Genomic DNA, 26489 nt, shown 5'->3' on the forward strand with positions numbered 1-26489 from the left:
TGTGCAGGCCGCCGCCCGGCACGGCGGCCGGGCGGCGGCCTGCCGCAACGACGTAGGCTGTTGCGGTGCCCGACCTCGCCACCCCGCTCATCGCGTGGTACCGCGACACCGCGCGCGACCTGCCGTGGCGCCGGGCGGGATTCGGGGCGTGGGGCGTGCTCGTGAGCGAGTTCATGCTGCAGCAGACGCCCGTCGCGCGGGTGGTGCCGCTGCTGGAAGCGTGGCTGGAGCGCTGGCCGACGCCGGCCGATCTCGCCGCGGCGGCACCGGCCGACGCCGTACGCCAGTGGGCGAACCTCGGCTACCCGCGCCGGGCGCTGTGGCTGCACCGGGCGGCCGTGGAGATCCGCGACCGGCACGCCGGCGTCGTGCCCGCCGACGTCGACGCGCTCCTCGCGCTCACCGGCATCGGCGACTACACGGCCCGCGCGGTCGCCGTGTTCGCGTACGGTCAGCGGCATGCGGTGGTCGACACCAACACGCGCCGCGTACTGGCACGTGCCGTCGACGGCAGGTCGCAGCCCGGCGCCCCCGCCAAGCGCGACCTCGCCGCGATGGCGGCGGTGCTGCCGGCGGACGATGCGGATGCCGCGATCGTCAACGCCGCGGCCATGGAACTGGGGGCACTGGTGTGCACGGCGCGGGTGCCGCGCTGCGACGCGTGCCCGCTCGCGGATGCATGCGCGTGGCGGGCTGCCGGTTACCCCGACACCGGCGACGAGCGGCGCCGGCAGGCGCGGTACGAAGGCAGCGACCGGCAGGCGCGGGGTGCGGTGCTGCGGGTGCTGCGGGATGCCACGTCGCACGCGGTGGCCGCGGACGGCGTGATCGCGGATTGGCCGGATCAGCGACAGCGGGACCGGGCGATCGACTCACTCATCGCGGACGGGCTCGTGGAGGCATCCGAGGGTAAGCTCGCGCTCCCCCGCTGAGTGCTCATTCGCGGGCGCGAATGCTCACTCGGCGACCTGAATGCTCACTCGCGGCTGCGAATGCTCACTCGGTGTCTTCGCGGGGCTTGACGTAGGGGTCGGCGTCGCCGGCGTAGGCGGCTCCGGTCGCGAGGCCTGCCACGGCGGCATCGCGCTCGCGCGCTTCGCGCAGCAGGTCCTCGATGTGCCCGGCGTTCTCGGGGATCGCATCGGGGATGAACTCGAGGGTCGGGGTCAGCCGCACACCGAGCTTGCGCCCGACTTCGCTGCGCAGCATGCCGGTGGCCGCCCGCAGCGCCTCCGCGGAATCCGCTCGTTCCTTCTCGGTGCCCAGCACCGTGTAGAACACCGAGGCGTGCTGCAGGTCACCCGTGACCTTCACGTCCGTGATCGTGGTGAAACCCAGACGCGGGTCGCGAAGACCCTTCTCAAGCCTCTCCGCGATCAAGACGCGGATGCGATCGGCCAGTCTGGCCTGACGCTCTGAAGACATCGTTCTCTCCCTGGAGGTGGTGGGGGGGGGGGGGGGGGGGGGGGGGCCGGGGCCCCCCCCCCCCGCCGGGTGATCAGCCTCGCGGCTTCTCGACCATCTCGGTGGTCTCGATCTCGTCGCCGACCTGGATGTCGTTGAACTTGCCGAGGCCGATACCGGCTTCGTAATCCGTGCGCACCTCGGTGACGTCGTCCTTGAAGCGGCGCAGCGATTCGATCGCCAGACCGTCGGCCACCACGACACCGTCGCGGATGACGCGGGCCTTGGCGTTGCGCGTGATCGTTCCCGACCGCACGATGACACCGGCGATGTTGCCGAACTTCGAGGAGCGGAACACCTCGCGGATCTCGGCGACGCCCGACTGGACCTCTTCGTACTCCGGCTTGAGCAGGCCCTTGAGCGACTGCTCGACATCGTCGATCGCGTTGTAGATGACCGAGTAGAACCGGATGTCCACGCCTTCGCGCTGAGCACGTTCGCGTGCCTTGGCGTCGGGGCGCACGTTGAACCCGATGACGATCGCGTTGTCGATCGTCGCGAGGTTCACGTCGGACTCGGTGACGGCACCCACACCGCGGTGGATGATGCGCAGCTGCACGGAGTCGTCGACCTCGATCTTCAGCAGCGACTCCTCCAGCGCCTCCACGGCACCCGAGACGTCACCCTTGATGATGAGGTTGAGCGATTCGACCTTGCCCTCCTGCAGAGCGCGGGTGAAGTCCTCGAGCGAGATGCGCTTGCGGGCCTTGGCCAGCTGGGCGTTGCGCTCGGCCGCTTCACGCTTCTCAGCGATCTGGCGGGCGAGGCGGTCCTCTTCGGTCACGATGAACGTGTCACCGGCGCGGGGCACGGAGTTCAGACCCTGCACCTGCACGGGGCGGGACGGGTAGGCCTCTTCGACCGCATCGCCGTTCTCGTCAGACATGGCGCGCACTCGACCGTAGGCGGTGCCGGCGACGATCGCGTCGCCGACGCGCAGCGTTCCGGACTGGATGAGCACCGTGGCCACCGAGCCGCGGCCCTTGTCGAGCTTGGCTTCGATCGCGACACCACGGGCGGCCTTGTTCGGGTTCGCCGTGAGGTCGAGTCCCGCGTCGGCCGTCAGCAGCACGGCATCCAGGAGTTCCTGGATGTTGGTGCCCTGGCGAGCGGAGACGTCGACGAACATGACGTCGCCGCCGTACTCCTCGGCGACCAGGCCGTACTCGGTCAGCTGCTGGCGCACCTTGGCCGGGTTGGCGTCGGGCTTGTCGACCTTGTTCACAGCCACGACGATCGGCACGTTCGCCGCCTGTGCGTGGTTCAGCGCCTCCACCGTCTGGGGCATGATGCCGTCGTCGGCCGCGACCACGAGGATCGCGAGGTCGGTGACCTGCGCACCACGGGCACGCATGGCGGTGAACGCCTCGTGACCGGGGGTGTCGATGAACGTGATCGCCCGCTCGATGCCCTCATGCTCGGTCCACACCTGGTACGCACCGATGTGCTGCGTGATGCCACCGGCCTCGCCGGCGACCACGTTGGTCTGACGGATCGCGTCGAGCAGTCGCGTCTTACCGTGGTCGACGTGGCCCATGACGGTCACGACGGGCGGACGGATCTCGAGGTCGTCTTCGCTCTCGGCCTCGAGCTCTGCCTCGAGGTCCAGACCGAAGCCCTCCAGGAGCTCCTTGTCCTCGTCCTCGGGCGAGACCATCTGGATCTTGTAGCCCAGCTCCTCGCCGAGCACCTCGAAGGTCGCCTCATCCAGCGACTCCGTGGCCGTGGCCATCTCACCGAGGTTGAACAGAATCGTCACGAGCGTGCCGGGCTGCACCGTGTAGCCGGTGATGGCCTCGATCTTGTCGGCGAAGTCGGCGATCGACGCGCCGCGGCGCATGCGGATGATCTCGCCGTTACCGCGCGAGACGTTGACGCCGCCGACGACCGGCGCCGACCGCATCTCGAATTCCTGCCGCTTCGCCCGCCGCGACTTGCGCTGCTTGGACTTGCCGCCACCCTTGCCGAAGGCACCTGCGGTACCACCGCCGGGCCCACGACCACGGCCACCGCCGCCGCCGGGACGACCGGCGAAACCACCCGCGGGCGGACCACCGGGACGCTGGAACCCACCGGGGGCACCACCGGGACGGCCGGGACCGCCGGGACGCTGCTGGAACGGGGCGCCGGGACGGCCACCGCCACCGGGGCGACCTGCGCCACCGGGGCGCGGGGCACCCGGACGCGGGGCGCCGGGACGCGGCGCCTGCGGACGCGGGATGTTGCCGGGGGTGGGACGCTGCCCCATGCCCTGCGCCGAGGCGAAGGGGTTGTTGCCGGGGCGCGGGCCGGCGGGACGCTGACCCATGCCCTGCGCCGAAGCGAAGGGGTTGTTGCCGGGGCGCGGCGCGCCGCCCGGACGCGGGGCGCCGGGGGTGGGAGCGCCGGTGCCGCCCTCAGCGGACGGGGGCGTCTCGGTCTTGGCTGCGTCGGGCTTGGCCGCTTCGGGCTGAGCCGGCGCCGGCGCTGCCGGAGTGGCGGCTGCTGCCGGAGTGGCGGCGGCCGGTGCCGCAGGTGCGGCCGGAGCGGGAGCCGGAGCCGGGGCGGGCTTGGCGGCACCCGGGGTCGGGGTCGAGGCCGCGGGGGCGCTCGGCGCTGCGGGGCGCGCCGGACCGGGGCGACCCGGACGAGCGGAGGTGCCCTGTGCCGGGGTGTTCCCTGCGGGCTTCGCACCGTCGGCCTGCAGGGCCTGACGGAGCTTGCGAGCCACGGGGGGCTCGATGGTCGAGGAAGGGCTCTTGACGAATTCGCCGAGCTCCTTCAGCTTCGCAAGGGCGACCTTGCTGTCTACGCCGAGTTCGGAAGCGATCTCGTGCACGCGTGGTTTTGCCACAATTCTCCTGTCTGAAGGTCTGCCCCAGACAGGAGCAGACCACTAGTTGCGGACGGGTCTCATTTCGAGCCGTTCACTTTGAGTCCATAGCCGTTCAGCCGTTTCGCTGGAAGTGGTTCTGAAGGGACAACGTGTCAAGCGGACTCGACACGCGCAATGCTCGCCCGAAGGCACGGCGCCGGATGGCGGCATCCACACACTCATGCGTCGCGTGCACCCACGCGCCCCGTCCCGGCATCGCCGCCCGCTCATCTACGACGAGCTGCGTGTCGAAGGCCACGACTCTGGTGAGGGTGGCCCGGGGGGCACGTGCGCGGCACCCCACGCATGTTCGAACGGGTTCCATCCTACCCCCTCCCGCATCCCGGGCGGATGCCACCCCGAGGCGAGCCTCGGGGATCAGCCCTCCTCCAGGATGCTGTCGGGCTGGATGTCGATCTTCGCGCCGGTGAGCTTGGCGGCCAGGCGGGCGTTCTGCCCTTCCTTGCCGATCGCCAGCGACAGCTGGTAGTCGGGGACGAGGGCGCGCACGGCCTTGGTGGTGGCGTCGAGGATGAAGCTCGAGGTGACCTTCGCCGGCGACAGGGCGTTCGCGACGAACGCGGCGAGCTCGGGGTTGTAGTCGACGATGTCGATCTTCTCGCCGCCGAGCTCCTCGGTCACCGCACGCACGCGACGGCCGAGTTCGCCGATGCACGCTCCCTTGGCGTTGATCGACGGGTCGGTGGCCATGACGGCGACCTTGCTGCGGTGTCCGGCCTCGCGGGCGAGGGAGACGATCTCGACCAGCCCCGACGCGATCTCGGGGACCTCGAGGGCGAAGAGTTTGCGCACGAGCCCGGGGTGGGTGCGCGACACGGTGATCTGCGGGCCCTTCAGACCCTTGGAGACACTGGTGACATACACGCGCAGCCGCGAACCGTGCGGGTAGGTCTCCCCCGCCACCTGCTCTTCGGGGGGCAGGATCGCCTCGACGGTGCCGAGGTCGACGTGCACCATGCGGGGGTTGGGGCCCTGCTGCACGACGCCGGCGACGATGTCGCCCTCCTTGCCGCGGAACTCCCCCAGCACAGCGTCGTCGGCGATGTCGCGCAGTCGCTGGCCGATGACCTGCTTGGCGGCGAACGCGCCGATGCGACCGAAGTCCTCGGGGGTGGTCTCCTCTTCGCCGATGACGGCGCCCTCGTCGTCCAGCAGCGGCACGAAGATGGCCACATGACCGGTCTTGCGGTCGAGCTCGACCCGAGTGCCGTCGGGCAGCTCGCCGCTCGGGGAGGTGTGCTTGCCGTAGGCAGTGAGGATCGCCTGCTCGATGATCGCGACGAGTTCGTCGAAGGGGATCTCCTTCTCGCGCTCGATCGTCTTCAACAGTCCGAGATCGATGTCCACGGTGTCCTCCCTATTCAGCTCTGTCGCGGTGCGCGAGTGGCGCGACCGCATCTCGTATACGTTACCGGATGCCGCCGGGGCGACCTGGGAGCCCGCCTCACCCGGGGCAGGTGTCGAACAGCCGATCGGCGCGCTGCGCACCCTCGGCGGTGTCGATGTCCGCCTCGAGCACGGTCTCGCTCCATTGCAGCATGAGCGGCAGCACCTCCGAGCGGGGCTGCACGATCTGCTGGTGACGTGCCCCCGGCACCACCCACGAGAAGACGCGTTCCCCGCTGTCGCACAGCTGTGACACGAGACGGCGCTGCAGCACGGTCGGCAGCACCTCGTCCTCGGAACCCCAGCCGACGAAGATGGGCGTGCCCCACGGCCCTTCGGGCACGTTCTCTGCCAGACGTGCGCCCAGCGCCCCCGTCGTCAGGTCCGACACCGCGATCGGCTCGTCCTCCGAGAGCCCGAGGGCGGTGAGGGCGGACACGACGACACCCGGTTCGCTCAGGCAGCGCTGCGCCATCTCGCGCACGACCTGCCGCGCACCCGAGGCGACGTAGTCCTCGATGTTCACGTCGGCATATGTGTCGGCGTACGGCACCAGCACCCACGAGACCATGACGGTCAGCAGGGCACCCGCACCGCCGGGGGCGGCGAGCTCTTCGGCGAGGGCGAGCGGGTCGGCGGCGGGGGCGAGCAGCGCCGTGCCGCGCACGTCCACGCCGGGTGCGTAGTCGGGAGCGATCTGCGTGGTCCACAGCGCCGCATGGCCGCCCTGCGAGTGCCCCCACACGAGCGTCCGGGGCGACAAGGTGAGGTCGTCGAACTCTCCCGCCGCCAGTACCGCGTCCAGCGCCGAGCGCGCCTCGCCGCGCCCGATCAGGTAGGGGAAGTCCCCGGGGGCGCCCTGACCGGTGTAGTCGGGGGCCACGACCACCCAGCCGTTGGCGACGGCGCGGTCGACGTCGGGGATGGCCCACCGGGTCGCGGTGCCGCCGGCGAGGCTCGGCGCGCAGCCGCGCGCCACACCGGTCGTGCCGTGGTTCCAGATGACGACGGGGCGAGGCTCGTCCGATGGCTCGTCGGGGACGATCACGAGGGCGCTCGCCACGGCGGGGTCCCCGATGCTGGACCGCGTCGTGTAGAGCATGCGGCGCACGGTGGCCCCTGCCGGCGCGGCCCCCTGATACGCGTCCGAGCGGATCAGCCGGCCGTGCCCGTCGGGCACCTCAGCCGGCGGATCGTAGAACGCGTCCACGACCGGGGCGCCGTCTGCGAGCCAGCCGTTGAGCCAGGAGCCGCCGGCGGCCGTGACCACCAGCAGGAGCGCGACGGCGTAGCGGCCGGCAGCGGCCCACCCGCGGCGCGCGCGGCTGAGCGGCTCCGGCGCCGGCGCGGCATCCGTCCTCGTTCCGGCGACGATCGCGCGGATGCCGCGGGTGATGAGACTCACGCCGAAAACGACCGTGCGCGCACCGAACAGCACCGCCACCACCAGCACGCTGACATCGGGCCAGGTCAGCGCCAGAACGCCGAACACGATCTGCGCGCCGCCCCACGCCAGGTTCAGCGTGCGTTGGCTGATGGTGCCGCGCAGCACCGCGTCGCCGATCGAGGCGACGCCGGCGATGATCAGCAGCACGGCGAGCGCGCTCGGAAGCAGGTCCAGCCGAGGGCCGAACCAGATCGCCACCGCGAGACCGCCGACGATCCACGCGATGCCGAAAGCACGGTTCCATCGCCGGGAGCCGCGGGGGGAGAGCAGTTCCGCGATGCCGGCGACCACGGCGCTGACGCCGATGTAGACGGCCAGGAGCAGGAGCGAGGTGAGCGGGCGGAACACGATGAGCAGGCCCAGCGCGACGACGACGACACCGATGACCAGCAGCGCGGGAGCGGGGGCCTGGACGATGAGTCGTGGCAGCGACGCCCAGCGGGCACGCCATCCGCGATCTCGGCTGTTCACTCCGGAATCGTACCCGCGGGCACCTTCGCGAACCCTGCGTGCGCCTAGGCTGGGCGCGTGACCGAAGCCCCGCCACGGCGCGCCGCCCGCGAGATCGCCGACAACCCGGCGGCCCGGCTGGGCGCTCGTGCCGGCTACGCCGCCAACGGCGTCGTACATGCCCTGATCGGTGTCATCGCACTGGTGATCGCGTTCGGCGGCGACGGCGAGGGCGATCAGGCCGGCGCGCTCAAGGCGATCGCGGGCGCCCCGCTGGGGTTCGCCGCCCTCTGGCTGCTCGCGATCGCACTGTGGGCGCTGGGCACGTGGCACCTGGCGGAGGGCATGCTCACCCGCGATCGCGAAGGCGACCTCAAGGGCGCGGCGAAGAAATGGGGCCGGCGCACCTCGGAGTGGGGTCAGGCAGTCGCCTTCATCGCCGTGGGATCGATCGCCGCCGCCGTCGCCCTGGGCGCCCGCCCCGACGCTGAATCCACTGCGGAGGACGCCAGTCGGGGCGCGTTGGCTGTGCCCGGCGGCAGCGTCGTGCTGGGCCTCGTGGGGCTCGGCGTGGCGATCGGCGGCGTCTCATTCGTCGTGATGGGGTTCCTCCGCAGCTTCCGCAAGAAGATGGACATCCCGCACTCGCCGCTGGGCCACGCCGTCACGGCGCTCGGCGTGGTGGGCTTCATCGCCAAGGGTGCGGCGCTGCTCATCGTCGGCATCCTGCTGCTGATCGCCGCCGTGACGATCGACGCGTCGGCGGCCGGTGGCATCGACGGCGCGCTCGACGCGCTGCGCGAGATGGTGTTCGGTCAGCTGCTCGTCGCCGCCGTGGGCATCGGCTTCATCGCCTACGGCGTGTTCTGCGCGTTCCGCGCCCGGTACGCCTCGCTCTGAGACGCACCGGACGCCGTCAGCGGCGGCGCAGCTGTTCGATCGCGTCGGTGGCGGCGACGACCTCGCGCTCACCGGTGCGGCGGTCCCACAGCTCCACCTGGCCGTCGGCGGCGCCGCGGCCCACGATCACGATCTGCGGCACGCCCACGAGCTCGGCGTCGCCGAACTTCACTCCCGGCGACACCTTGGGACGGTCGTCGTAGAGCACGTCGAACCCGGCGGCCTCGAGGTCGGCCGACACCTTCTCGGCGAGCTCGAACGCCGCGGCATCCCGTCCGGTGGCCACGACGTGCACGTCGAACGGCGCGACGGATACCGGCCAGATGAGGCCCTTCGCGTCGTTGTTGAGCTCGGCGATGATCGCGAGGATGCGGGTGATGCCGATGCCGTAGGAACCCATCGTGACGGTGACGAGCTTGCCGTTCTCGTCGAGGACCTTGAGCCCCAGCGCCTCGGCGTACTTGCGGCCGAGCTGGAACACGTGCCCGATCTCCATGCCACGGGCCAGCTCCACGGGGCCCGAGCCGTCGGGGGCGGGGTCGCCCGCGCGCACGGTGGCGACCTCGACGAAACCGTCGGCGGTGAAGTCGCGGCCGGCGACGAGCCGGGCGACGTGCTTCTGGTCGATGTTGGCGCCGGTGATCCACGACGTGCCGTCGACCACGCGGGGATCCAGGAAATAGCGGATGCCGGTGGCCGACTCCTCGCCGAGGATCGGGCCCTTCTCGGACCACGGGCCGATGTAGCCCTTCACCAGCAGCGGATTCGCGGCGAAGTCGGCCTCGGTGGCGGGCTCCACGGCGGCGGGGGCGAAGGCCACTTCGACGCGCTTGTCGTCGATGTCGCGGTCGCCGGGAAGGCCCACGACCACCAGCTCCCGCGTGCCGTCGAGGTGGGTGAGGGCGAGGACGACGTTCTTGAGCGTGTCGGCGGCGGTGTACTCGCCGTCGAGGTGGGTGTTGCAGTGCGCCACGAGCGTGTCGATGGTGGGCGTGTTCGGCGAGTCGAAGACCACCGGGGCCGGCAGAGCGTCGAACGGGATCGGGGCGGGGACGACCGTGGTGAACGCTTCGACGTTGGCGGCGTACCCGCCGGCCGAGCGGACGAAGGTGTCCTCCCCGACCGGGGTCGGGTGCAGGAACTCCTCCGAGCGGGATCCGCCCATCGCGCCGGCATCCGCCTGCACGATGACGTACTCGAGCCCGAGCCGCTGGAAGATGCGCTCGTACGCGTCGCGCTGCGCCTCGTAGGAGGCATCCAGGCCCTCGTCGGTGTAGTCGAACGAGTAGGCGTCCTTCATCGTGAACTCGCGGCCGCGCAGCAGGCCCGCGCGGGGGCGCGCCTCATCGCGGTACTTGTCCTGGATCTGGTAGATCGACAGCGGCAGGTCCTTGTACGACGAGTACAGGTCCTTCACCAGCAGGGTGAAGACCTCTTCGTGCGTGGGCGCGAGCAGGTAGTCGGCGCCCTTGCGGTCCTGCAGGCGGAAGAGGGCGTCGCCGTATTCCTCCCAGCGGCCGGTGGCCTCGTAGGGCTCGCGCGGCAGCAGCGCCGGGAAGTGCACCTCGTAGGCGCCGGCGGCGGCCATCTCCTCACGCACGATCTGCTCGATCTTGCCCTTGACCCGCAGCCCGAGCGGCAGCCAGGCGAAGACGCCCGGCGCCTGACGGCGGATGTAGCCGGCGCGGACGAGCAGCCGGTGGCTCGTGACCTCCGCATCGGCGGGGTCTTCACGGAGGGTGCGGAGGAAGAAGTGCGAGAGACGGGTGACCACGAGGGTCAAGTCTACGGATGCCGCGCGCGTTCAGCCGATTCCGCGAGCGAGGGCCCGCTCGGCCCTGCGCACACCGTCAGTTCGTGCGGGAGTATTCCGGCACGGCGACAGCGGTGAACGACGAGCAGGCACGCACATCGCAGATCGAGCACTCGGTGCCGCGGCGGTAGTGCTCGTGCGCTTCCCGGTGGTGCCCGCAGGCGCACATCTCCGACTCGGACGGAGTCGACTTCGGTGTCTTTCGCATGTGCTGTGCCTTCCTCGGCCGACGAGGCCCCGGAGTGGATTCCCGGGCGGTCCCTGTCCTCCCAGACAGCCGCTTATTCCCATTGTGGACCTCATTGTCTGAATGTCCACCGAATGGGGGACGTAACGCGCCGACGAACTGCCGCTGTCCCCCGTTCGGGGGACGAGAAACCGCGGAATCCCGCGGATGTCCTCCGAAGAGGGGACAGGTTTCGGCCAGTCCGTTACGTGAGTCATCGGTAGCGTTCACACGGATGTAACACCCGGCGGCAACGCTCGAACATCGACCTCGGAGCATCAGAGCCCCGACCGGGTACCTCCCCCGAGAGGACACGACGCCGGGTGCCGGCGCGGCTCCCCCCTGCGCCGCCGGCCCCGAGTCCGTGCCCCATCCATCACCGATATCCATTCGCGCTCCCCCGACGAAAAGGCGACCATCACCGTGACCTCATCCCTGCCCCGCGTCTCGATCATCGTCCCCGCCCGCAATGAGGCGCGGAACCTCGAGATCGTCCTCCCCCTGCTTCCCGACGTCCACGAGATCATCGTCGTCGACGGCCACTCCGTCGACGGCACGGCCGAGGTGGCCCGCCGGGTGCGCCCGGGCGTGGAGGTCATCACCCAGACCCGCAAGGGCAAGGGCAACGCCCTCGTCTGCGGGTTCGAGCACGCCACGGGCGACATCATCGTCATGTTCGACGCCGACGGGTCGGCCGACCCCGACGAGATCCCGCGCTTCGTCGAGGCGCTCGTGCAGGGCGCCGATGTGAGCAAGGGCAGCCGATACATGCTCGGCGGCGCGAGCGAGGACCTCACCTTCCACCGCAACCTCGGCAACCGCGGGCTGAACCTGCTGACCAACATCCTCCTCGGCACCCGCCACTCCGACCTCTGCTACGGCTACAACGCGTTCTGGCGTCGCATCCTCCCCTCCCTGGAGCTGCCGGCCGCCGACATCCCCGGCGCCGAGGGCCAGATGGTGTGGGGCGACGGGTTCGAGATCGAGACGTTGCTGACCTGCCGCATGGCCGAGAACCGGCTTCACGTCGTCGAGGTGCCGAGCGTGGAGCTGCCGCGCATCCACGGTGAGAGCAACCTCAACGCCATCACCGACGGCCTGCGGGTGCTGCGCACCGTGCTGGACGAGCGCACCAAGCGCTGGGGCCGACGTCGTCGCAGCACAGGCGTCACCACCACCCCCGTCACCGTCGCCGCGTCGATGCCCGCCGCGGAGCGCGCGGAGTCGATCGGCCGGTGATGTCGGTCAGTGTCGTCATCTGCGCGTACACACTGGACCGCTGGGACCAGCTCGTGCTGGCCATGGCTTCGGTGGCGGCACAGGGCAGCGCAGACGAGACGCTCCTCGTCATCGATCACAACGACGAGCTGCTCGCCCGCGCCCGCGCCCGGTGGCCCGAAGCCCGTGTGATGGCCAACGACGGGTCGCGCGGCCTGTCCTCCGCCCGCAACACCGCGCTGCGGGTGGCGGTGGGTGAGATCGTCGCCTTCCTCGACGACGACGCCACCGCCGATCCCGGCTGGCTCGACACGCTCGTCGCCGGCTTCACGACCGATTCGGTCGTCGCCGTCGGCGGCAGCGCCGTGCCGATCTGGCCCAGCGCTGCACCGCCGGTGCTCCCCGCAGAACTGCTGTGGATCGTCGGATGCAGCTACCGGGGCCTTCCTACGCAGCCCGGACCGGTCCGCAACGTCATGGGGTGCTCGATGGCCTTCCGCCGCGAACCGCTCCTGGCGATCGGCGGCTTCAACGCCGACACCGGCCGCGTGGGGAAGCTCCCGATCGGCTGCGAGGAGACCGAGGCGTGCATCAAGCTGCGCCAGGCCGACCCGGCCAGCGTGGTGCGCTACGAACCGACGGCGAGTGTGCGCCACCATGTGAGCGCCGATCGCGTGCGCCTGGCATACGTCGCACACCGCAGCTGGTGCGAGGGACTGTCCAAGGCGGGCATCGCGCGCACCCTCGGCCGCACCGACGCCCTCTCGGCGGAGTCGGCCTATGCGACACGGGTGCTGCCGGCTGCGGTGTGGCGGGAGCTGCGCCGCGGTCCCCGAGGGCTTCCTGCAGCCACCGCCATCGTGCTCTCCCTCGGCCTCGCCGGGGCGGGGTATGTCCGTGGCCGGATGGCGCGCGTGCGCCCCGGCGCCCCGCGCGCCTCGCTGACGGAGAAGGCCCCGGCATGACCTCGGCTTCCCGCACGCTTCCCGTCGCCCCCGAGACGAGCGTCGATGTGGGGCAGCGCATCACGCGCGACTCGCTGTGGCTCACCTCGGGGTACGCCGTGACGTCGGTGTCGGGGTTCGTCTTCTGGATGCTCGCGGCGGTGTGGATCCCGCAGACCCAGCTGGGTCTGGAGGCATCGGCGCTGTCGATCATCATGGCCGCCGCCGCACTGGCATCCAACGGACCCGGCAGCGCTTTGGTGGTCATGCTTCCGTTGGGCGGCCCCGCCGCGTGGTCGGTGCTGCGTCGCGCGTACGCCGCCACCGCGGTCATCGCCGCCGTGTGCGGCGTGGGCGCAGGGGTGCTCGTCGCCGTCGTGCTCGTCCCTGCGCTGCCGTTCGCGGTGAGCGTGCTCGCGGTGGCGGCGTGCACGGTCGTGTGGGCCCTGTTCAACGTGCAGACGCAGGCTCTCGCCGGTGCCGCCGACGCGCGCGGCACCCTGCTCGTCAACGGCGCCGCGAACCTCGTCAAGCTCGCCCTGCTCGCGGTGTTCGCCTTCGGTGCCGCGTGGATGCCGCATCCCCTCGTGACCGCGACGATCATCCCGGCCGCCGCAGCCGTCGCCGTCGGCGCCTTCGCGCTCGTGCCGCGGGCGCTGCGCCGCGAGCAGGCTCGACGCCCCAGCACCCGCACCTGGGATGCCGCAACCGCGCGCGCCTTCGGGCTGTTCACGGCCCAGAACGCCGTGGCGGTGGGCGTCGTCATGTGCGCGGGGCTCTCCCTGTCGTTCGTCGTGACGGCGCTGTCCTCCCCCGCCGAGGGCGCCGTGTTCGCCATCGCCTATCAGTTCAGCGTGGCGCTGGACCTCGTCGGCGTGGCCGTCGCGACCGCCCTGGCCAAGAGCGCGGCCGCGGACTTCGCCCCCAGCGCGGGGCTCGCGCGGTCGTACATGCTCAAGGTGCTGCTGGTGGTGGGGGTCCTCGGCGTCGCCGTGACCGTCGCCACGCCGGTGCTCTTCCTCATCGCAGGACGGGACTATTCACCGCTGTACGGCATGGCCGTCGTCGGCGCCCTGGCGCTGGCGAGCATCATCCGTCCCGGGTTCGACATCTGGTCCGCGCTCTCCCGCGCGCGGCACCGGGTGCGCCCGGTCCTCTGGAGCAACCTGCTCTACGTTTCCATCCTGTTCGGCGTCGTGCTGTTGCTGGTCCCCACGCTCGGGGCTCTCGGAGCCGCACTCGCCATGGTCTGCGGCGTCACGGCACTCGCTGCCGTGGGCGCCGTCGGACTCCGCCGCGTACGCGACCTCCCCGCACGCGCCTCCGACCCGAAAGCTGTTGCCGCATGACGACACTGACCTTGACTCCCGCGATGCCGTTGCACGGCGACGTGGATCGACCGGACGCGATCTGGGTGGGCCTGGTCGAGGCGACCGACCTCGCCGAGCCCGTCGACACGATCACCGTCGATGAGGGCGAGCTGTTCGATCGCGCCCGGCTGCTGGTGCGTGAGCGCGGTGCCGTGCGCGGCTACGTGACCCTTGCGCTGACCGACGGCCGGCTCGACGCCGCCGCGCTGCGTTCCGCGGTGGCGGCCCTGCCCGTCGTGCCCCCCGCCGCGCGCCCGGCGCCGCTCCCCATGACCGTCGTCGTGTGCACGCGGGACCGCGCCGCGCTGCTGCGGGACGCGCTGGCGGCCATCCGCGCCATCGACTACCCCGCGTACGAGGTCGTGGTGGTCGACAACGCCCCCGCCACCACCGAGACCCGCGACCTGCTCGCGGCGGAGTTCCCCGACTTCCGCTACGTCCGTGAGGATGCCGCGGGGCTCTCGCATGCCCGCAACGCCGGCCTTCACGCCGCCGCCGGGCAGATCGTCGCGTTCACCGACGACGACGTGGCCGTGGACCCGCAGTGGCTGTGGGCGATCGCAGCGGGCTTCTCGCGCGGCGACGATGTCGGCTGCGTCAGCGGCGTCGTCCCCACCGGCGAACTGCGCAACGACGTGCAGGCTTACTTCGATGCCCGCGTCAGCTGGTCCAAGCTCACCACCGCGCGCGTCTTCCGGCTGAGCGAACCGCCCGCCGACCTGCCGATGTTCCCGTTCTGCGTCGGCGAGTTCGGTACGGGGGCGAACTTCGCGGTGCGCCGCGACGGCATGCGCGCCCTCGGCGGATTCGACACCGCGCTCGGCGTCGGCACGCGCACCAAGGGCGGCGAGGACCTCGACATGTTCCTGCGGCTGCTCTACGACGATCAGGCGATCCTCGTCGAGCCCGCAGCACTGGTGTGGCACCGCCACCGCGCCGACCTCGACGCCCTCACGGCGCAGGCGATCGGCTACGGTCGCGGGTTCGGCGCGTGGGCGACCACCGTGGTGCTCGACCCGCGCATGCTGGGTGCCGCCCTGGCCCGCGCACCCCGCGCGGTCGTTCGGCTGCTGAACAAGCCGATGTCGACGGTGGACGACACCGCCACCTCGTCGGCCCTCTCCGCGGAGTCCAGGCGCGTGGGGCGACGGGAGCTCGCGAGCATCGCCGGCGGACCTGCGGCCTACTTCGCCGAACGACGCGCTCAGCGTGAAGCGGGAACGCTCGCCGGGCCGGCCTCGCGCGGACCCGCGATGGAACGGCGCTGCTGGGCATCGCTGGCAGGCGTCGGCGGCGTGATCGGCCTGCTCGGTCTGCTGCCCCTGCCACCTGCCCTCTCCCTGCTCTTGGTCGGGCTGTTCATCCTGATCGGGCCGGGAGCGCTGGTGCGGGCGTGGGTGGTGCTGCCGCCGAACTTCGCCCCCATCGTCATCCCCGCCATCGGACTGTCCGCGCTGCTGCTGCTGACGACGGGCATCGTCTACGCGCAGTGGTGGAACCCCCTGCTCTGGCTGCTCGCACTGGCCGCAGCCACATGCGTCGGCGCCGTCGTCTCGTTCGCCGCGAGGAGGACCGCATGACCGTCACCGCACCCCGCACCGCAGTCTCCCCGGCCCGCCCCGCGACGACCCGCACCGCCCGGCCCTGGCTGCTCCCCGCCGTCGCACTCGGCCTCGCCGTCGTCGCGTGGCTCGTCGCGGTGCCGTCGCTGCGCGACGCTCCCTGGCATCTGTTCGGACTCCTCGCCGCCGCGAGCCCACTGTTCCCCGTGTCGATCGCGGTCGCGGTCATCGCCTTCTGCCTCGCGATCGCGCTGCGGGCGACCCGCACCGCCGGGGTGGCGCTGGTGGCGACCATCCTGATGACGCGTCTTCCCACCGCGATCTCCACCGACGCGCCGCTGTACTCGTGGACGTACAAGCACTTCGGTCCCATCGACTACATCCAGCGCTTCGGCTCGGTCGATGTGGACGCGGACATCTACCACAACTGGCCCGGCGCCTTCTCGTTCATCGCGTGGCTGAACACCGTCACCGGCTCCGAGACGATCGACATCGCCCAGTGGTTCGCGGTCGGCTCGCAGCTGGCCGTGGCCGCCGCCATCTTCTTCCTGGCGCGCACCTACGGCATGAACCCCGCCACCGCGCTCGTCGCCGCCTTCGGCGCGCACGCGGTGAACTGGGTGGCCCAGGACTACTTCTCCCCGCAGGCCATCGGGTTCGCGCTGGCCATCGTGGTCGTCGCGCTCATCCTGGCGTCGGTGAAGGTGAAGGCGGCGGCGTGGGTGGCGGTGCCGATCTACGCGGCGATCGTCGTCACCCATCAGCTCACGCCGTACTGGCTGCTCGCGGCGGTGCTCCTGCTCACGCTGATCGGACGCGTGCGGCCCCGATACATCGTGGTCGTGTTCGCCGTGATCGCGATCGGCTACATGCTCCTGCACATGAACGTGCTCAGCCAGTTCGGCAGACTGCTGAACTTCGACTTCCTGAGCAACATCCTCACGCCCTCGGCGCGCAACGAGACTCTCGGAAACCCCAGCATCGGGCAGATCGCGAACTCCTGGGCCGCCCGCGGCGTGACGCTGCTGGTCTGGGTGTCCGCGGGCCTGGTCACGGTCATGCGGCTCCTGCGCCGCCGCGACCAGTGGCGCGAGACCCTCGTGCCCGCCATCGTGGCGTTCTCGCCCGCACTGATCCTGGTCGGCCAGGGCTACGGCGGCGAGGCGATGTTCCGGGTGTTCCTGTACTCCATCCCCGGCTGCCTGCTGATCCTCGCCCCCGGCCTCACCCGCCTGCTGCGCGGCGAACTCGTCACGGCGCGCCGCGCGGGCCAGGCGGGTGTGACGGGCCTGATCGCGATCACCTCACTCACCTCCATGCAGGCCTACTACGGCAGCTGGTTCGCGAACCTGGTGACGCCCGAGTCGGTGCGTCTGACCACCGAGGTGCTGCGCAACGAAGACCCCGCCACGCTCACGATCGGTGTGGCCCCCGGCGCTCCGGGACGCCTCGTCGCGGAGTACGTCGACTTCGTGGCCGCCGACGAGCTGTTCGACTCCGGCATCGACATGTGGCTGACCTCGTGGCCGGGCTGGGAGACCGAGCAGTTCGCCGACCCGCGGCGCGTGACGCGCCTCACCGACAGCCTCGTGTGGGAGCGACGCCCCGCGCTGGTGGTCATCACCCAGCAGATGCGGGACTACAGCACCTACTACGGCACCCTCCCCGAGGGCGCGCTCGAGCGTTTCGAGGGCATCCTCCAGGATGACTCCCGTTGGGAACTCGTGCACGAATCCGACGAGACGCTGGTCTACCGCCTCGACCTCGGCGCGACGAGGCTGGGCTGAGCGTGCCGGGTGTGACCGAGACACCGCCGCGGTCGCGCCGGGCGGCGAGCGGCGCGCAGGGCGGCATCACGGGTGCCGTGATCACGACGTACCTCGCGCGGATGTCGTCGATGATCGCGTACGTCGCGCTGCTGCCGCTCGTGCTCGGCACCTTCGGCGCGGAGTCGTACGGCCTCTACATGCTGACGGTCTCGCTCGGCGCGCTCTTCCAGCAGGACCTCGGCATCGGCGACGCGACCACCCGGTTCATCGGGGTGGCCGCGCCGTCGGACGACGTCACGCGCATGCGGCGGGTCGCCTCGGCCAGCAACGTCTTCTACTTCGGCGCGGCGTTCGTCCTGGCATCGGCCACGGCCCTCGCGTTCGCGTTCACGGTGCCCAACGCCCACTTCAGCGAGAGCCTGCAGTCCGCTGCGTGGGCGCTGGCGATCCTCGGCGTCGGCAACGTGTTCCTACTGCTGGTGTTCTCGGCCAACCGCCAGATCCTCGCGGGCGTCGGACGCCTGACACTGGTGAACTACCTGCTGATCGGACTCGCCACCTTCCGCGTCGTGTTCACGGTGGTCGTGTGCTGGCTGCACCTGGGCATCGTCGCCGTCGCCGTCGTCGACGTACTCGGCATCCTGGGCTTCGGTATCGCCACCTACGTGCTGCGCCGCCGCCACGCGCCACGCATCACCGCCCGCGTCTCCGACTTCCGCTGGAGCGTGTTCCGGGAGCTGTTCCGCGTCTCCTCGCAGCTGATGGTGCTGGGCATCGCGGGCGTGGTGATCATGCAGGTGGGCGGCATCCTCACGGCGCTGCTGCTGCCGATCGCCTTCACCGCGGTGTATGCCGCGGGGCAGCGCATCTACCTGCTGGTCAAAGAGGTCACCGGCTCGCTCGCCGTGGCGCTCCTACCGACGGCATCGATGCGCCACGGGGGCGCGGCGGGTGCGCCCATCGGGCAGATGTATCTGCGCGGCACGGGACTGGCGAACATGCTGATGACGATCGTGCTCGTGCCGGTGGTCGTCTTCATGCCCCAGATCATGCGCCTCTGGCTCGGCGAAGCGGGCCCGGGCGCGGCGATCGTCGCGCAGATCCTCGTGCTGTCGATGTTCGCGAACAACAACCACCTGCTGGCGGTCCCCATCCTCACCGCGCAGGGATCGCTGCGCGGATTCGCGGTGCTGCACACGATCTGGGCCGTCACCGGCACCCTCCTCGCGCTCATGCTCGGGGGGACCATGGGCCTGACCGGCATCGCGCTGGGGCTGGCCCTGCCGATCGTCGTGCTCGAGCCGTTCTACATCGCCATCGCTCTGCACCGCCTCGGCCTGACGCTGCGGGAGTTCGCGACGCGGTGCCTCGTGATGCCGTTCGCCACCGTGGCGCCGCTCGCCGCGCTCCTGTACGGCGCGAGCCTGCTGGATCCCCCGCTGCCGCTCGTGGCCGCCCTCATCGTGGGGTGGGCGGCGGCCGCGCTCACCGTCTACTACTTCTTCGCTTTCGACAAGGCCACACGCGCCGGGGTGAGGTCGGCTCTGACCGTCCGCTCCCGCGCCGGCCGCACCCTGGAGGACTCCCCGTGACCATGCCTGTAGAGAACACCCGCGGCCCCCGCCCGTCGGGAACGGACTTCATCGACGAGATGCAACGGCGTTCGTTCGCGGCGCTGACGGCCCTGCACGAGGGCGTCGACTCCCTCGTGCTCACCGACTTCCCCGATTACGAGAACATCGGGGACTCGCTCATCGCCCTCGGCCAGGCGGAGTTCTGGCGCCGCGCCGGCATCCGCGTGGCATCCACCTACTCCTGGGGCACGATCTCCCCCGCGGTGTACGACTCCCGCATTCCGGTGGCCATCCAGGGTGGCGGCAACTTCGGCGGGCTCTACCCGCAGCACAGCGAGCATCGCTACCGGCTGGCCGAACGGCTGCGAGCTGAGACGCTGCTCATCCAGGAGCCGCAGTCGGTGCATTTCGCCTCCGAGTCCAACCGCGCCCAGTTCGCCCGCCGCATGGCCCTGCGCCCCGGGCTGCGCCTGGCGGTGCGCGACACCGCATCGCTCGCGGCCGTCGGCGACCTCGTCGCCGAGGTGACCCTGGCGCCCGACAGCGTGCACATGCTCGGCCGGCTGGAGGCCGCGGCTCCCACCCGGCAGGCGGTCTATCTGCTCCGCCGCGACGACGAGAGCGCGCTGCCGGCGGGCATCGGCGGGCAGGCGGTCGACTGGCCGGCGATGACCTTCGCCGACCGACTCGCGCGGCGCCTGCGCCGCACCTTCTTCGAAGGCGCCGTCACACGGCGCATGAACCGCACGACCGACCGGTGGTTCGCGGATGCCGCGCAGCGTCTGGCCACCGGAGTCGCCCTGCTGTCCCCCGGCGAGACGATCGTCACCGATCGCCTGCATGCGATGCTCCTGGGTCTGCAGATGGGTCGACGTGTCATCGCGATCGACAACGCCAACGGCAAGCTCACCAGCTACGCGGGCACGTGGCTGGAAGACCTCGAGCTGCCGCTGAGCTTCGCGCCGGATCTGCCGGCAGCGACGGCGATGGTCTGAGCCATGGTGATCGCACGCGACGAGACGACCGGCGCCGGGGTCCACGGACCCGCGCCCGTCGCGACGCGCGCGGCGTCGGGACGCGTGCTGGGTCGTGACCGACTGTCGGCGGGCGTCTACATCAGCGTCGAGCTGTCCCCACTCGTCGTCCCCGAGCGGACGAGCGTGGTGGATGCCGTGCGCACCCTCATCGGCATGGGCCCCGCAGCCCGCGCCGGCCGCACCTTCGACGGCGCCCGGTGGCGGTACGACCCCGGGTCGCTCGACGCGCAGGCCGAGCGCATGGTGCGGGAGTTGCCTGCGGGGTTCGCCGGCGACGCCGGACTGCCGCGCCTGCGTGAGGCCATCACCCCCGACCTCCCCTTCATGGTCTTCCTCGGCGACGACCGCGCCTCGCTGTGCATCGACCATCGCCTCGGCGACGGCTTCCTCAGCGTCATGCTGACCGCCGGCATCCTGTCGGGCCGCGGCACGCCGGGCGTGTTCGCATCGGCCCGCGACGCCGACCCGCTGCCCGCAGCGCTGGGCGCCACGTTCCTGCATCACCCCGGGCGCACCACCGACGTCGTGCGCGACCGCATCGCCGAGCGGCACGCCTCCCGGCCGATGTACGACGGACCCACGGTCCCGGCCGAGCGCGGATCACTGGACCTCGTCACCTCCGTCATGGGATCCGACACCTACCGGTCCATCGCCGCGTGGAGCCGGGGACGCGTGCCTCCCACCCTCTCGATGATGTTCGCGCTGCGCGAGGCGCTGCACCGGGTCGGCGTGCCGGTCATGGATGAGGGCTCGATCCTCGTCGACCTGCGCCGATACCTCCCCTCGGGCCGGTCGACGCTGGCGAACTTCGTGGTGGGGCATCCCATCGACGCCTCCCCCGGGTTGGATGCCGCGGGCGCCCGCTTCAGCCGCGACCTGCACTCCGGCCGCCCCCTGGCGGCCCTCACTGCGGGGCTGCTCACCCAGGGCTGGCGACGGCGCGCGCCTGCCACCGTGCCCGCCGCCGCCAAGCCCATCGTGAGCGACATGGGGTTCTTGCGCGCGCTCGAGCCCCTGCCGTGGGCAGGCGAGGGCAACGTGCGCGTGTCCGTGGACCCGGCCGGGCGCAACGGCATCACCGCGCTGACGGCCGTCCTCCAGCGCCGCCTCCACGTGTCGATGAGCTTCGACGCCACCTTGTACGACCGCTCGATGATCACCGCGGCCTGCGACCTGCTGTGCCGCGACCCGAAGGGACTGCTGCCGTGACCCTGACCATCCCTCCCGCCGTCGAACCCTCGGCCCCGCGCCCGCCCCGGCGTCACCGGCGGTGGCTGACCCTCGGCATCCCCGCCGGGATCCTCGTCGTCGTCCTCGTCATCGCGGGCGTCTGGTGGTTCACCGGGTTCTCCTTCCTCCTGCCCAAGTACGGCGACGACGAGGCGCTGTTCGACGACTTCGACGGTGCGGCCGGCACCCCGCCCAACCCGGCGTTCTGGAGCATCCAGACCGGTGACGGCGGGTGGGGCAACGACGAGCTGCAGGAGTACACCGAGGATGCCGTCGCGCTCGACGGCGAGGGCAACCTGGTCATCACCGCCACGATCCCCACCGACGGCTCGACTCCGACCTCGGCCCGCATCACGAGCCACCACAAGTGGTCGTTCACATTCGGGCAGCTCTCTGCGCGGGTGAAGCTGCCCGAGGGGCAGGGGCTGCTGCCGGCGTTCTGGCTGCTCGGCGACAACATCGATCGCGTCGGCTGGCCCAACGCCGGCGAAGTCGACATCATCGAGACCCCCAACGACACCTCCCGCAGCCGACACCACCTGCACGGGCCGATCGGCTGGACCGAGCACTGGGCACTGAACGAGGGCGTCGACATGCCGGCACCGCTGGCCGACGACTACCACGTGTACACCGTCGAGAAGCAGCCCGGCCGCATCATCATGGCGATCGATGACCAGGTCGTGTGGGACGTCGAGGAGTGGGACATCCCGCTCACCGGCCGCTGGGTCTTCGACGAACCCACGCACGTGCTGTTCAGCCTGGCCGTCGGAGGCAACTGGCCGGGCGACCCGGATGCCACGACCCCGAAGGTCAACAGGATGCTCATCGACTGGATGGCGTACACGCCGGCCGACCAGACCGAGACGATCGCCCCGTGAGCGACCGCGCCGGTCGCCCGGGCCGCATCGCGACGCTGGCGCACAGCCTCGCGGAGGACGCCTCGTGGGGGTGGCGGTCGTTCATCACCAACAGCGTCGCGGGCTCCGCGCTCTGCCCGCGGGCGGCGCGCTACGGCATCCTGCGGGTGCGCGGCTTCGATGTGCGCACCCCCAATGTCTCGTCGCGCTGCACGTTCACGGGAGGCCGGGACATCCGCATCGGCGCCGGCACGTTCGTCAACGTCGGATGCTACTTCGAGGCCGTCGCCCCCATCCGCATCGGGGAGGACTGCCAGCTGGCGATGTTCGTCACGATCATCACGAGCTTCCACGGCGTGGGGCCCGACGGCATCTCCCGCGAGCGCGACAGCGCCCCCGTCGTCATCGGCGACCGGTGCTGGCTGGGCGCCAACGTGACGGTGCTGCCGGGCGTCACGATCGGCGACGACGTGGTGGTCGCCGCCGGCGCCGTCGTCACACGGGACCTGCCGAGCGCCGCCGTGTACGGCGGAGTCCCCGCTCGCCTGATCCGCACCCTCGCCGACAGCCCCGCCGCCGCGGCCTGAAACCTCGCAAGGACGCCATGCCTCCCTTCCTCCCCGCGACGACCGCGCGCGCCACCGCACGGGTGACGTGGATCGACGGCGCCCGCGGCATCGCGATCATCCTCGTCGTGCTGTTCCACGCCGGCATGTTCACGGTGCCGACCGGTCTTGCCTCGCCCTGGTGGGAACCGCTCAACCTCGTGTTCGCGCTGCTGCGCATGCCGCTGTTCTTCCTCGTGGCGGGCATGCTCGCCGTCGGGGCGGTGCAGCGCCCATGGGCGGCGCTCTGGCGCACACGCCTGGCGGTGCTGGTGTGGGTGTTCGTGGTGTGGACGGTGCTGCGCTTCGCCTACTACCAGGTCGTCCCCGAGCCGATCGACCTCAACCAGTCGAGCTGGACGGACCTCGTGCTGTCGGTCGTGCGGCCCTCGAACGGGCTGTGGTTCCTGTTCGCCCTGGCGCTGTTCCTCGTGGCCGCGAAGGTGCTCGTCGGGCGGGTGAACCGCTGGCTCGTCCTGGCGGTCGCCGCCGTGGCATCCTCGATCATCTTCGGCGGCGTCACCTTTGACAACGTCGCCCACGACGGCATCGTGAAGTACTTCGTGTTCTTCATGATCGGGCTGTACTTCCGCGAGCCGATCATCCACTTCGTGCACCGGCGGCGGTGGGCGGCCACCGCAGGGCTGCTGGTGGTGTTCGCCGCGGCGATCGTGCTGCGCGGTATGACGGGGTCACTCATCGACGCGCTCACCGCGATCCCCGTGGGCCTCGTCGCGGTCGCGTTCGGGCTGTGCCTGGCGCGAAGCCTCGCCCGCACGCCGCTCTCCCGACCGCTCGAGCACCTCGGCACGCGCACGCTGCAGGTCTACGTCACCCACATCCTGGTGCTGTCGAGTCTCACCAGCCTGCTGCTGCCGTTCGCCGACACCGCGGTCGTCGCGGCGCTGCGCCCCGTGATGCCGGGGCTGATGTCGGCCGTCGCCATTGCGCTCAGCCTGCTGATCGCCGCCGGTGCCGCACGGGTGCCGGCGCTGCGGCTGCTGTATGTCGCGCCCGCGTGGTTCTCGCGCGCTGCCACGCGCGTGCCGCTGCGCTGAACGCCACCGTTCCTGCGCTCCCGAGACGCGGCCGCGGCGCGTGGCGACAGGTCGGCCGTCGCCGCCCGCCCTCTCGAGGACGGCTCGCCCCGCGACTCAGCTTCCGTTCAGCACGGCGAGGGCACGCTCCGCGAGGGGAACGATCAATCCGGAGTCGTCCTCATGCGCATCGCCCGAATAGACACGCAACACGTTCACACCGTCGGTGGCGAGCACATCCCGGTTGTTGACGATGATCCCCTCCTCGGCACCGGCGATCGTGACCGGGGAGGCGCTCGGGTGCGTGACCACGTCATCCCACCAGACGGCCGCTCCGGGCATGATCTCGAGCGTCACGATATGGGACGGATCCTCGGGTGCGAGGTGCGTCACGTCGGTGGACCAGGGGCACAGTCGCAAGACTCCGGCGTCGTCCAAGAGCTTGTGCTCGGGCTGGGGGCTTCCCTCCCAGAACCCGCTATGGAAGTCGGCGCGGAGGAGCTCGGTCAGTCGGATGCCTGCCGCAACGTCGTCGCACGACGGCAGCTCCCACCAGGCTGCGTCGCGCACCGACGCCACCGGGGGCGGGAAGGACGCCAGATTGGCCGCGGCCGCCGTCAGCGCCGCGTCCAGCTGCTCGACCGGGGCGGATTCGAGGTACCACCCCGCCCGGGCCATCAGCCAGACACCGTCGTGCGCGCGCGACATGCGGCAGTTGACGGCGTCATAGCTCGGCTCGCAGAACGCCTCGGTGAAGTCGACTTCGACGACAGCGTCCGCGGGCAGCGCGACGATGGAGATCGAGGACATCCCCTCGGGAAGCTCCGCGCCCTCGGCAGCGACCCACTCGCATTCGATCCCCCCGAGCGTGGTGATCGGAAGAGACTGGAGTCTTCCGGCCGCGGGTGAAGAAACCTCTTCGAACCAGGCCTCCTTCTCCATCGCCCCCGCGCCGAGGATGGACACCGCCTGCTCCGATGTCAGCACGTTCTCGCAGGCACCGCCGAACGCCGCGACCGGCCCGGTCGCCTCGGGGGTCGGGGGCGGCGTCGCGTCGGGCAGTGACGACGACGGGGCGGGCGCGGGCTGAGCCGCAGGCGTCGAGGCACAGCCGGCCAGGACGAAGGTGGTCACGAGCACGGCGGCCGCGGCGCGAAAGGAGCGGCGGAGGCGGAGAGAACCCATATCCACATGCTGGCAGACCGGCCCTCGCGGCCGTGCTCGCTGCCACAACGATTCCATCACGCTGAACGCCACCGCGTCGCCCCTCCCGAAAACAGGAGAAATCCCCACAACAGGACGTTTCACGCCGAATCGTCCTGTTGTGGGGAGATCGCCTGTTCTGGGAAGGCGGGTGCCGGCGGAATGAGCGAGCGCCGCGCGCGGCGGCCTCAGGCGGTGACGACCTGCGCGGTGCCGAGCGGGGCGTCGGGGCCCATCTCGGCGGCGATGCGGTTGGCCTCTTCGATCAGCGTCTGCACGATGTCGGCCTCGGGCACGGTCTTGACGACCTCGCCCTTGACGAAGATCTGCCCCTTGCCGTTGCCGGATGCCACTCCCAGGTCTGCCTCGCGCGCCTCACCGGGCCCGTTGACGACACAGCCCATGACGGCCACGCGCAGCGGCACGGTCATGTCCTTGAGACCCTCGGTGACATCGTCGGCGAGGCTGTAGACGTCGACCTGCGCGCGTCCGCACGACGGGCACGAGACGATCTCGAGCTTGCGCTCACGGAGGTTCAGCGACTGCAGGATCTGGTGGCCGACCTTGATCTCCTCGGCCGGCGGAGCGGACAGCGACACGCGGATGGTGTCGCCGATGCCCTCGGAGAGCAGGATGCCGAAGGCAGTGGCGCTCTTGATGGTGCCCTGGAACGCGGGACCGGCTTCGGTCACGCCCAGGTGCAGCGGCCAGTCGCCTCGCTCGGCCAGCAGCCGGTAGGCCTTGACCATGATGACCGGGTCGTTGTGCTTGACCGAGATCTTGAAGTCGTGGAAGTCGTGCTCCTCGAACAGGCTCGCCTCCCACACGGCGCTCTCCACGAGCGCCTCCGGGGTGGCCTTGCCGTACTTCTCCAGCAGACGCCGGTCCAGCGACCCGGCGTTGACGCCGATACGCAGCGAGACGCCGGCGGCCTTGGCGGCTTTGGCGATCTCGCCGACCTTGTCGTCGAACTGGCGGATGTTGCCGGGATTCACGCGCACTGCGGCGCACCCGGCGTCGATCGCCTGGAAGACGTACTTCGGCTGGAAGTGGATGTCGGCGATGACCGGGATCTGGCTCTTCTTCGCGATGATGTGCAGCACATCCGCGTCGTCCTGGCTCGGCACCGCGACACGCACGATCTCGCAGCCTGAGGCGGTGAGCTCGGCGATCTGTTGAAGCGTGGCGTTGATGTCGGTCGTCTTGGTGGTCGTCATCGACTGGACGCTGACGGGAGCGTCGCCGCCGACGAGAACCTTTCCGACCTTGATCTGACGGCTCTTGCGGCGAGGTGCGAGGACCTCCGGCACGCGGGGCATCCCGATATTGACTGCTGGCACCCCTTCAGCCTACGCCGCACGGCCTGCGGACGGGCTGAACGCGGGCCGACGCGGTGTGGTAGTTTCGGCGCATGTCCGCGAACCTCACCTGGTGGCTCACCGCATAGGCGGTGGGTTCGTGTGACGACAGACCGCCCCCGGGGCGGTCTTTTTGTTGGTGCGGCCGCTCCCATGACGAAAGA

The 26489-nt window shown here is 70.9% G+C and carries 22 protein-coding genes; 13 read left to right on the top strand and 9 right to left on the bottom strand.

What is annotated here, in order from left to right:
- The first annotated feature begins 65 nt into the window (after positions 1-65).
- Positions 66-932, top strand: coding sequence for an HhH-GPD family protein (locus tag H9651_RS05355; RefSeq protein WP_191718127.1), 867 nt, complete (start codon positions 66-68; stop codon positions 930-932).
- 64 nt (positions 933-996) lie between these two features.
- Here H9651_RS05355 and rbfA read toward each other — a convergent pair whose 3' ends face one another.
- The 5 genes from rbfA to H9651_RS05380 all read right to left on the bottom strand — a co-directional run bounded on the left by rbfA (position 997) and on the right by H9651_RS05380 (position 7643).
- On the bottom strand, positions 997-1425 hold the full coding sequence (gene rbfA / locus H9651_RS05360; protein WP_191718129.1) for a 30S ribosome-binding factor RbfA: 429 nt from the start codon (positions 1423-1425) through the stop codon (positions 997-999).
- 73 nt (positions 1426-1498) lie between these two features.
- Entirely contained in the window at positions 1499-4297 is a 2799-nt protein-coding gene (gene infB / locus H9651_RS05365) for a translation initiation factor IF-2 (RefSeq protein WP_191718131.1), read from the bottom strand.
- Positions 4298-4391: 94 nt separating this feature from the next.
- Positions 4392-4643 (bottom strand): YlxR family protein, encoded by a 252-nt coding sequence (locus tag H9651_RS05370; protein ID WP_191718132.1) that lies wholly within the window; start codon positions 4641-4643, stop codon positions 4392-4394.
- A gap of 53 nt (positions 4644-4696) precedes the next feature.
- Positions 4697-5686: a transcription termination factor NusA gene (gene nusA, locus H9651_RS05375; protein ID WP_191718134.1), complete on the bottom strand. Its 990-nt coding sequence runs from the start codon at positions 5684-5686 to the stop codon at positions 4697-4699.
- A gap of 97 nt (positions 5687-5783) precedes the next feature.
- Positions 5784-7643, bottom strand: a complete 1860-nt coding sequence (locus H9651_RS05380; RefSeq protein ID WP_318244770.1) for a lipase family protein — start codon at positions 7641-7643, stop codon at positions 5784-5786.
- A gap of 57 nt (positions 7644-7700) precedes the next feature.
- Here H9651_RS05380 and H9651_RS05385 point away from each other — a divergent pair, with 57 nt between their 5' ends.
- Entirely contained in the window at positions 7701-8522 is an 822-nt protein-coding gene (locus tag H9651_RS05385) for a DUF1206 domain-containing protein (protein WP_318244771.1), read from the top strand.
- Positions 8523-8538: 16 nt separating this feature from the next.
- Here the strand turns inward: H9651_RS05385 and H9651_RS05390 are convergent, their stop codons facing one another.
- On the bottom strand, positions 8539-10296 hold the full coding sequence (locus H9651_RS05390; protein ID WP_191718137.1) for a proline--tRNA ligase: 1758 nt from the start codon (positions 10294-10296) through the stop codon (positions 8539-8541).
- A gap of 76 nt (positions 10297-10372) precedes the next feature.
- On the bottom strand, positions 10373-10543 hold the full coding sequence (locus H9651_RS05395; RefSeq protein ID WP_191718138.1) for a hypothetical protein: 171 nt from the start codon (positions 10541-10543) through the stop codon (positions 10373-10375).
- Between the two features lie 441 nt (positions 10544-10984).
- Between H9651_RS05395 and H9651_RS05400 the strand changes: the two genes are divergently transcribed.
- The 11 genes from H9651_RS05400 to H9651_RS05450 are packed head-to-tail and all read left to right on the top strand — an operon-like array spanning position 10985 to position 23785.
- Positions 10985-11800: a glycosyltransferase family 2 protein gene (locus H9651_RS05400; RefSeq protein ID WP_318244772.1), complete on the top strand. Its 816-nt coding sequence runs from the start codon at positions 10985-10987 to the stop codon at positions 11798-11800.
- Positions 11800-12744: a glycosyltransferase family 2 protein gene (locus H9651_RS05405; protein WP_191718552.1), complete on the top strand. Its 945-nt coding sequence runs from the start codon at positions 11800-11802 to the stop codon at positions 12742-12744. Before H9651_RS05400 ends, H9651_RS05405 begins: the two co-directional genes overlap by 1 nt.
- The gene (locus H9651_RS05410; protein ID WP_191718140.1) at positions 12741-14072 is read left to right on the top strand and encodes a polysaccharide biosynthesis protein; all 1332 of its coding nucleotides are present in this window, start codon (positions 12741-12743) and stop codon (positions 14070-14072) included. The genes H9651_RS05405 and H9651_RS05410 overlap by 4 nt, the downstream gene beginning before the upstream one ends.
- Positions 14069-15673: a glycosyltransferase family 2 protein gene (locus H9651_RS05415; protein ID WP_191718141.1), complete on the top strand. Its 1605-nt coding sequence runs from the start codon at positions 14069-14071 to the stop codon at positions 15671-15673. The genes H9651_RS05410 and H9651_RS05415 overlap by 4 nt, the downstream gene beginning before the upstream one ends.
- The gene (locus H9651_RS05420) at positions 15670-17442 is read left to right on the top strand and encodes a hypothetical protein (RefSeq protein WP_191718143.1); all 1773 of its coding nucleotides are present in this window, start codon (positions 15670-15672) and stop codon (positions 17440-17442) included. The genes H9651_RS05415 and H9651_RS05420 overlap by 4 nt, the downstream gene beginning before the upstream one ends.
- An 11-nt stretch (positions 17443-17453) precedes the next feature.
- Complete coding sequence (locus H9651_RS05425) at positions 17454-19016, top strand: MATE family efflux transporter (RefSeq protein ID WP_191718144.1); 1563 nt, start codon at positions 17454-17456, stop codon at positions 19014-19016.
- Positions 19017-19018: 2 nt separating this feature from the next.
- On the top strand, positions 19019-19993 hold the full coding sequence (locus H9651_RS05430; protein WP_225216456.1) for a polysaccharide pyruvyl transferase family protein: 975 nt from the start codon (positions 19019-19021) through the stop codon (positions 19991-19993).
- 3 nt (positions 19994-19996) lie between these two features.
- Positions 19997-21244, top strand: a complete 1248-nt coding sequence (locus tag H9651_RS05435; protein WP_191718147.1) for a hypothetical protein — start codon at positions 19997-19999, stop codon at positions 21242-21244.
- Positions 21241-22143: a glycoside hydrolase family 16 protein gene (locus H9651_RS05440; RefSeq protein WP_191718149.1), complete on the top strand. Its 903-nt coding sequence runs from the start codon at positions 21241-21243 to the stop codon at positions 22141-22143. The genes H9651_RS05435 and H9651_RS05440 overlap by 4 nt, the downstream gene beginning before the upstream one ends.
- The gene (locus tag H9651_RS14995) at positions 22140-22709 is read left to right on the top strand and encodes an acyltransferase (RefSeq protein WP_318244773.1); all 570 of its coding nucleotides are present in this window, start codon (positions 22140-22142) and stop codon (positions 22707-22709) included. The genes H9651_RS05440 and H9651_RS14995 overlap by 4 nt, the downstream gene beginning before the upstream one ends.
- Before the next feature lie 17 nt (positions 22710-22726).
- The gene (locus H9651_RS05450) at positions 22727-23785 is read left to right on the top strand and encodes an acyltransferase family protein (protein WP_191718151.1); all 1059 of its coding nucleotides are present in this window, start codon (positions 22727-22729) and stop codon (positions 23783-23785) included.
- A gap of 96 nt (positions 23786-23881) precedes the next feature.
- On the opposite strand, the gene H9651_RS05455 is transcribed toward H9651_RS05450, so the two are convergent.
- Positions 23882-24949, bottom strand: a complete 1068-nt coding sequence (locus H9651_RS05455) for a hypothetical protein (RefSeq protein ID WP_191718152.1) — start codon at positions 24947-24949, stop codon at positions 23882-23884.
- Positions 24950-25155: 206 nt separating this feature from the next.
- The gene (gene ispG, locus H9651_RS05460; protein ID WP_191718154.1) at positions 25156-26307 is read right to left on the bottom strand and encodes a flavodoxin-dependent (E)-4-hydroxy-3-methylbut-2-enyl-diphosphate synthase; all 1152 of its coding nucleotides are present in this window, start codon (positions 26305-26307) and stop codon (positions 25156-25158) included.
- Positions 26308-26489: the final 182 nt, after the last annotated feature.

Source organism: Microbacterium pullorum (genome assembly GCF_014836535.1).
In the GTDB taxonomy this organism is placed as follows: domain Bacteria; phylum Actinomycetota; class Actinomycetes; order Actinomycetales; family Microbacteriaceae; genus Microbacterium; species Microbacterium pullorum.

Coding starts and splice junctions, on each gene's coding strand:
- rbfA (WP_191718129.1), bottom strand. CDS start 1,425: ATGTCTTCAGAGCGTCAGGCCAGACTGGCCGATCGCATCCGCGTCTTG.
- H9651_RS05370 (WP_191718132.1), bottom strand. CDS start 4,643: ATGGAACCCGTTCGAACATGCGTGGGGTGCCGCGCACGTGCCCCCCGG.
- H9651_RS05395 (WP_191718138.1), bottom strand. CDS start 10,543: ATGCGAAAGACACCGAAGTCGACTCCGTCCGAGTCGGAGATGTGCGCC.
- H9651_RS05405 (WP_191718552.1), top strand. CDS start 11,800: ATGTCGGTCAGTGTCGTCATCTGCGCGTACACACTGGACCGCTGGGAC.
- H9651_RS05410 (WP_191718140.1), top strand. CDS start 12,741: ATGACCTCGGCTTCCCGCACGCTTCCCGTCGCCCCCGAGACGAGCGTC.
- H9651_RS05415 (WP_191718141.1), top strand. CDS start 14,069: ATGACGACACTGACCTTGACTCCCGCGATGCCGTTGCACGGCGACGTG.
- H9651_RS05420 (WP_191718143.1), top strand. CDS start 15,670: ATGACCGTCACCGCACCCCGCACCGCAGTCTCCCCGGCCCGCCCCGCG.
- H9651_RS05430 (WP_225216456.1), top strand. CDS start 19,019: ATGCCTGTAGAGAACACCCGCGGCCCCCGCCCGTCGGGAACGGACTTC.
- H9651_RS05435 (WP_191718147.1), top strand. CDS start 19,997: ATGGTGATCGCACGCGACGAGACGACCGGCGCCGGGGTCCACGGACCC.
- H9651_RS05450 (WP_191718151.1), top strand. CDS start 22,727: ATGCCTCCCTTCCTCCCCGCGACGACCGCGCGCGCCACCGCACGGGTG.
- H9651_RS05455 (WP_191718152.1), bottom strand. CDS start 24,949: ATGGGTTCTCTCCGCCTCCGCCGCTCCTTTCGCGCCGCGGCCGCCGTG.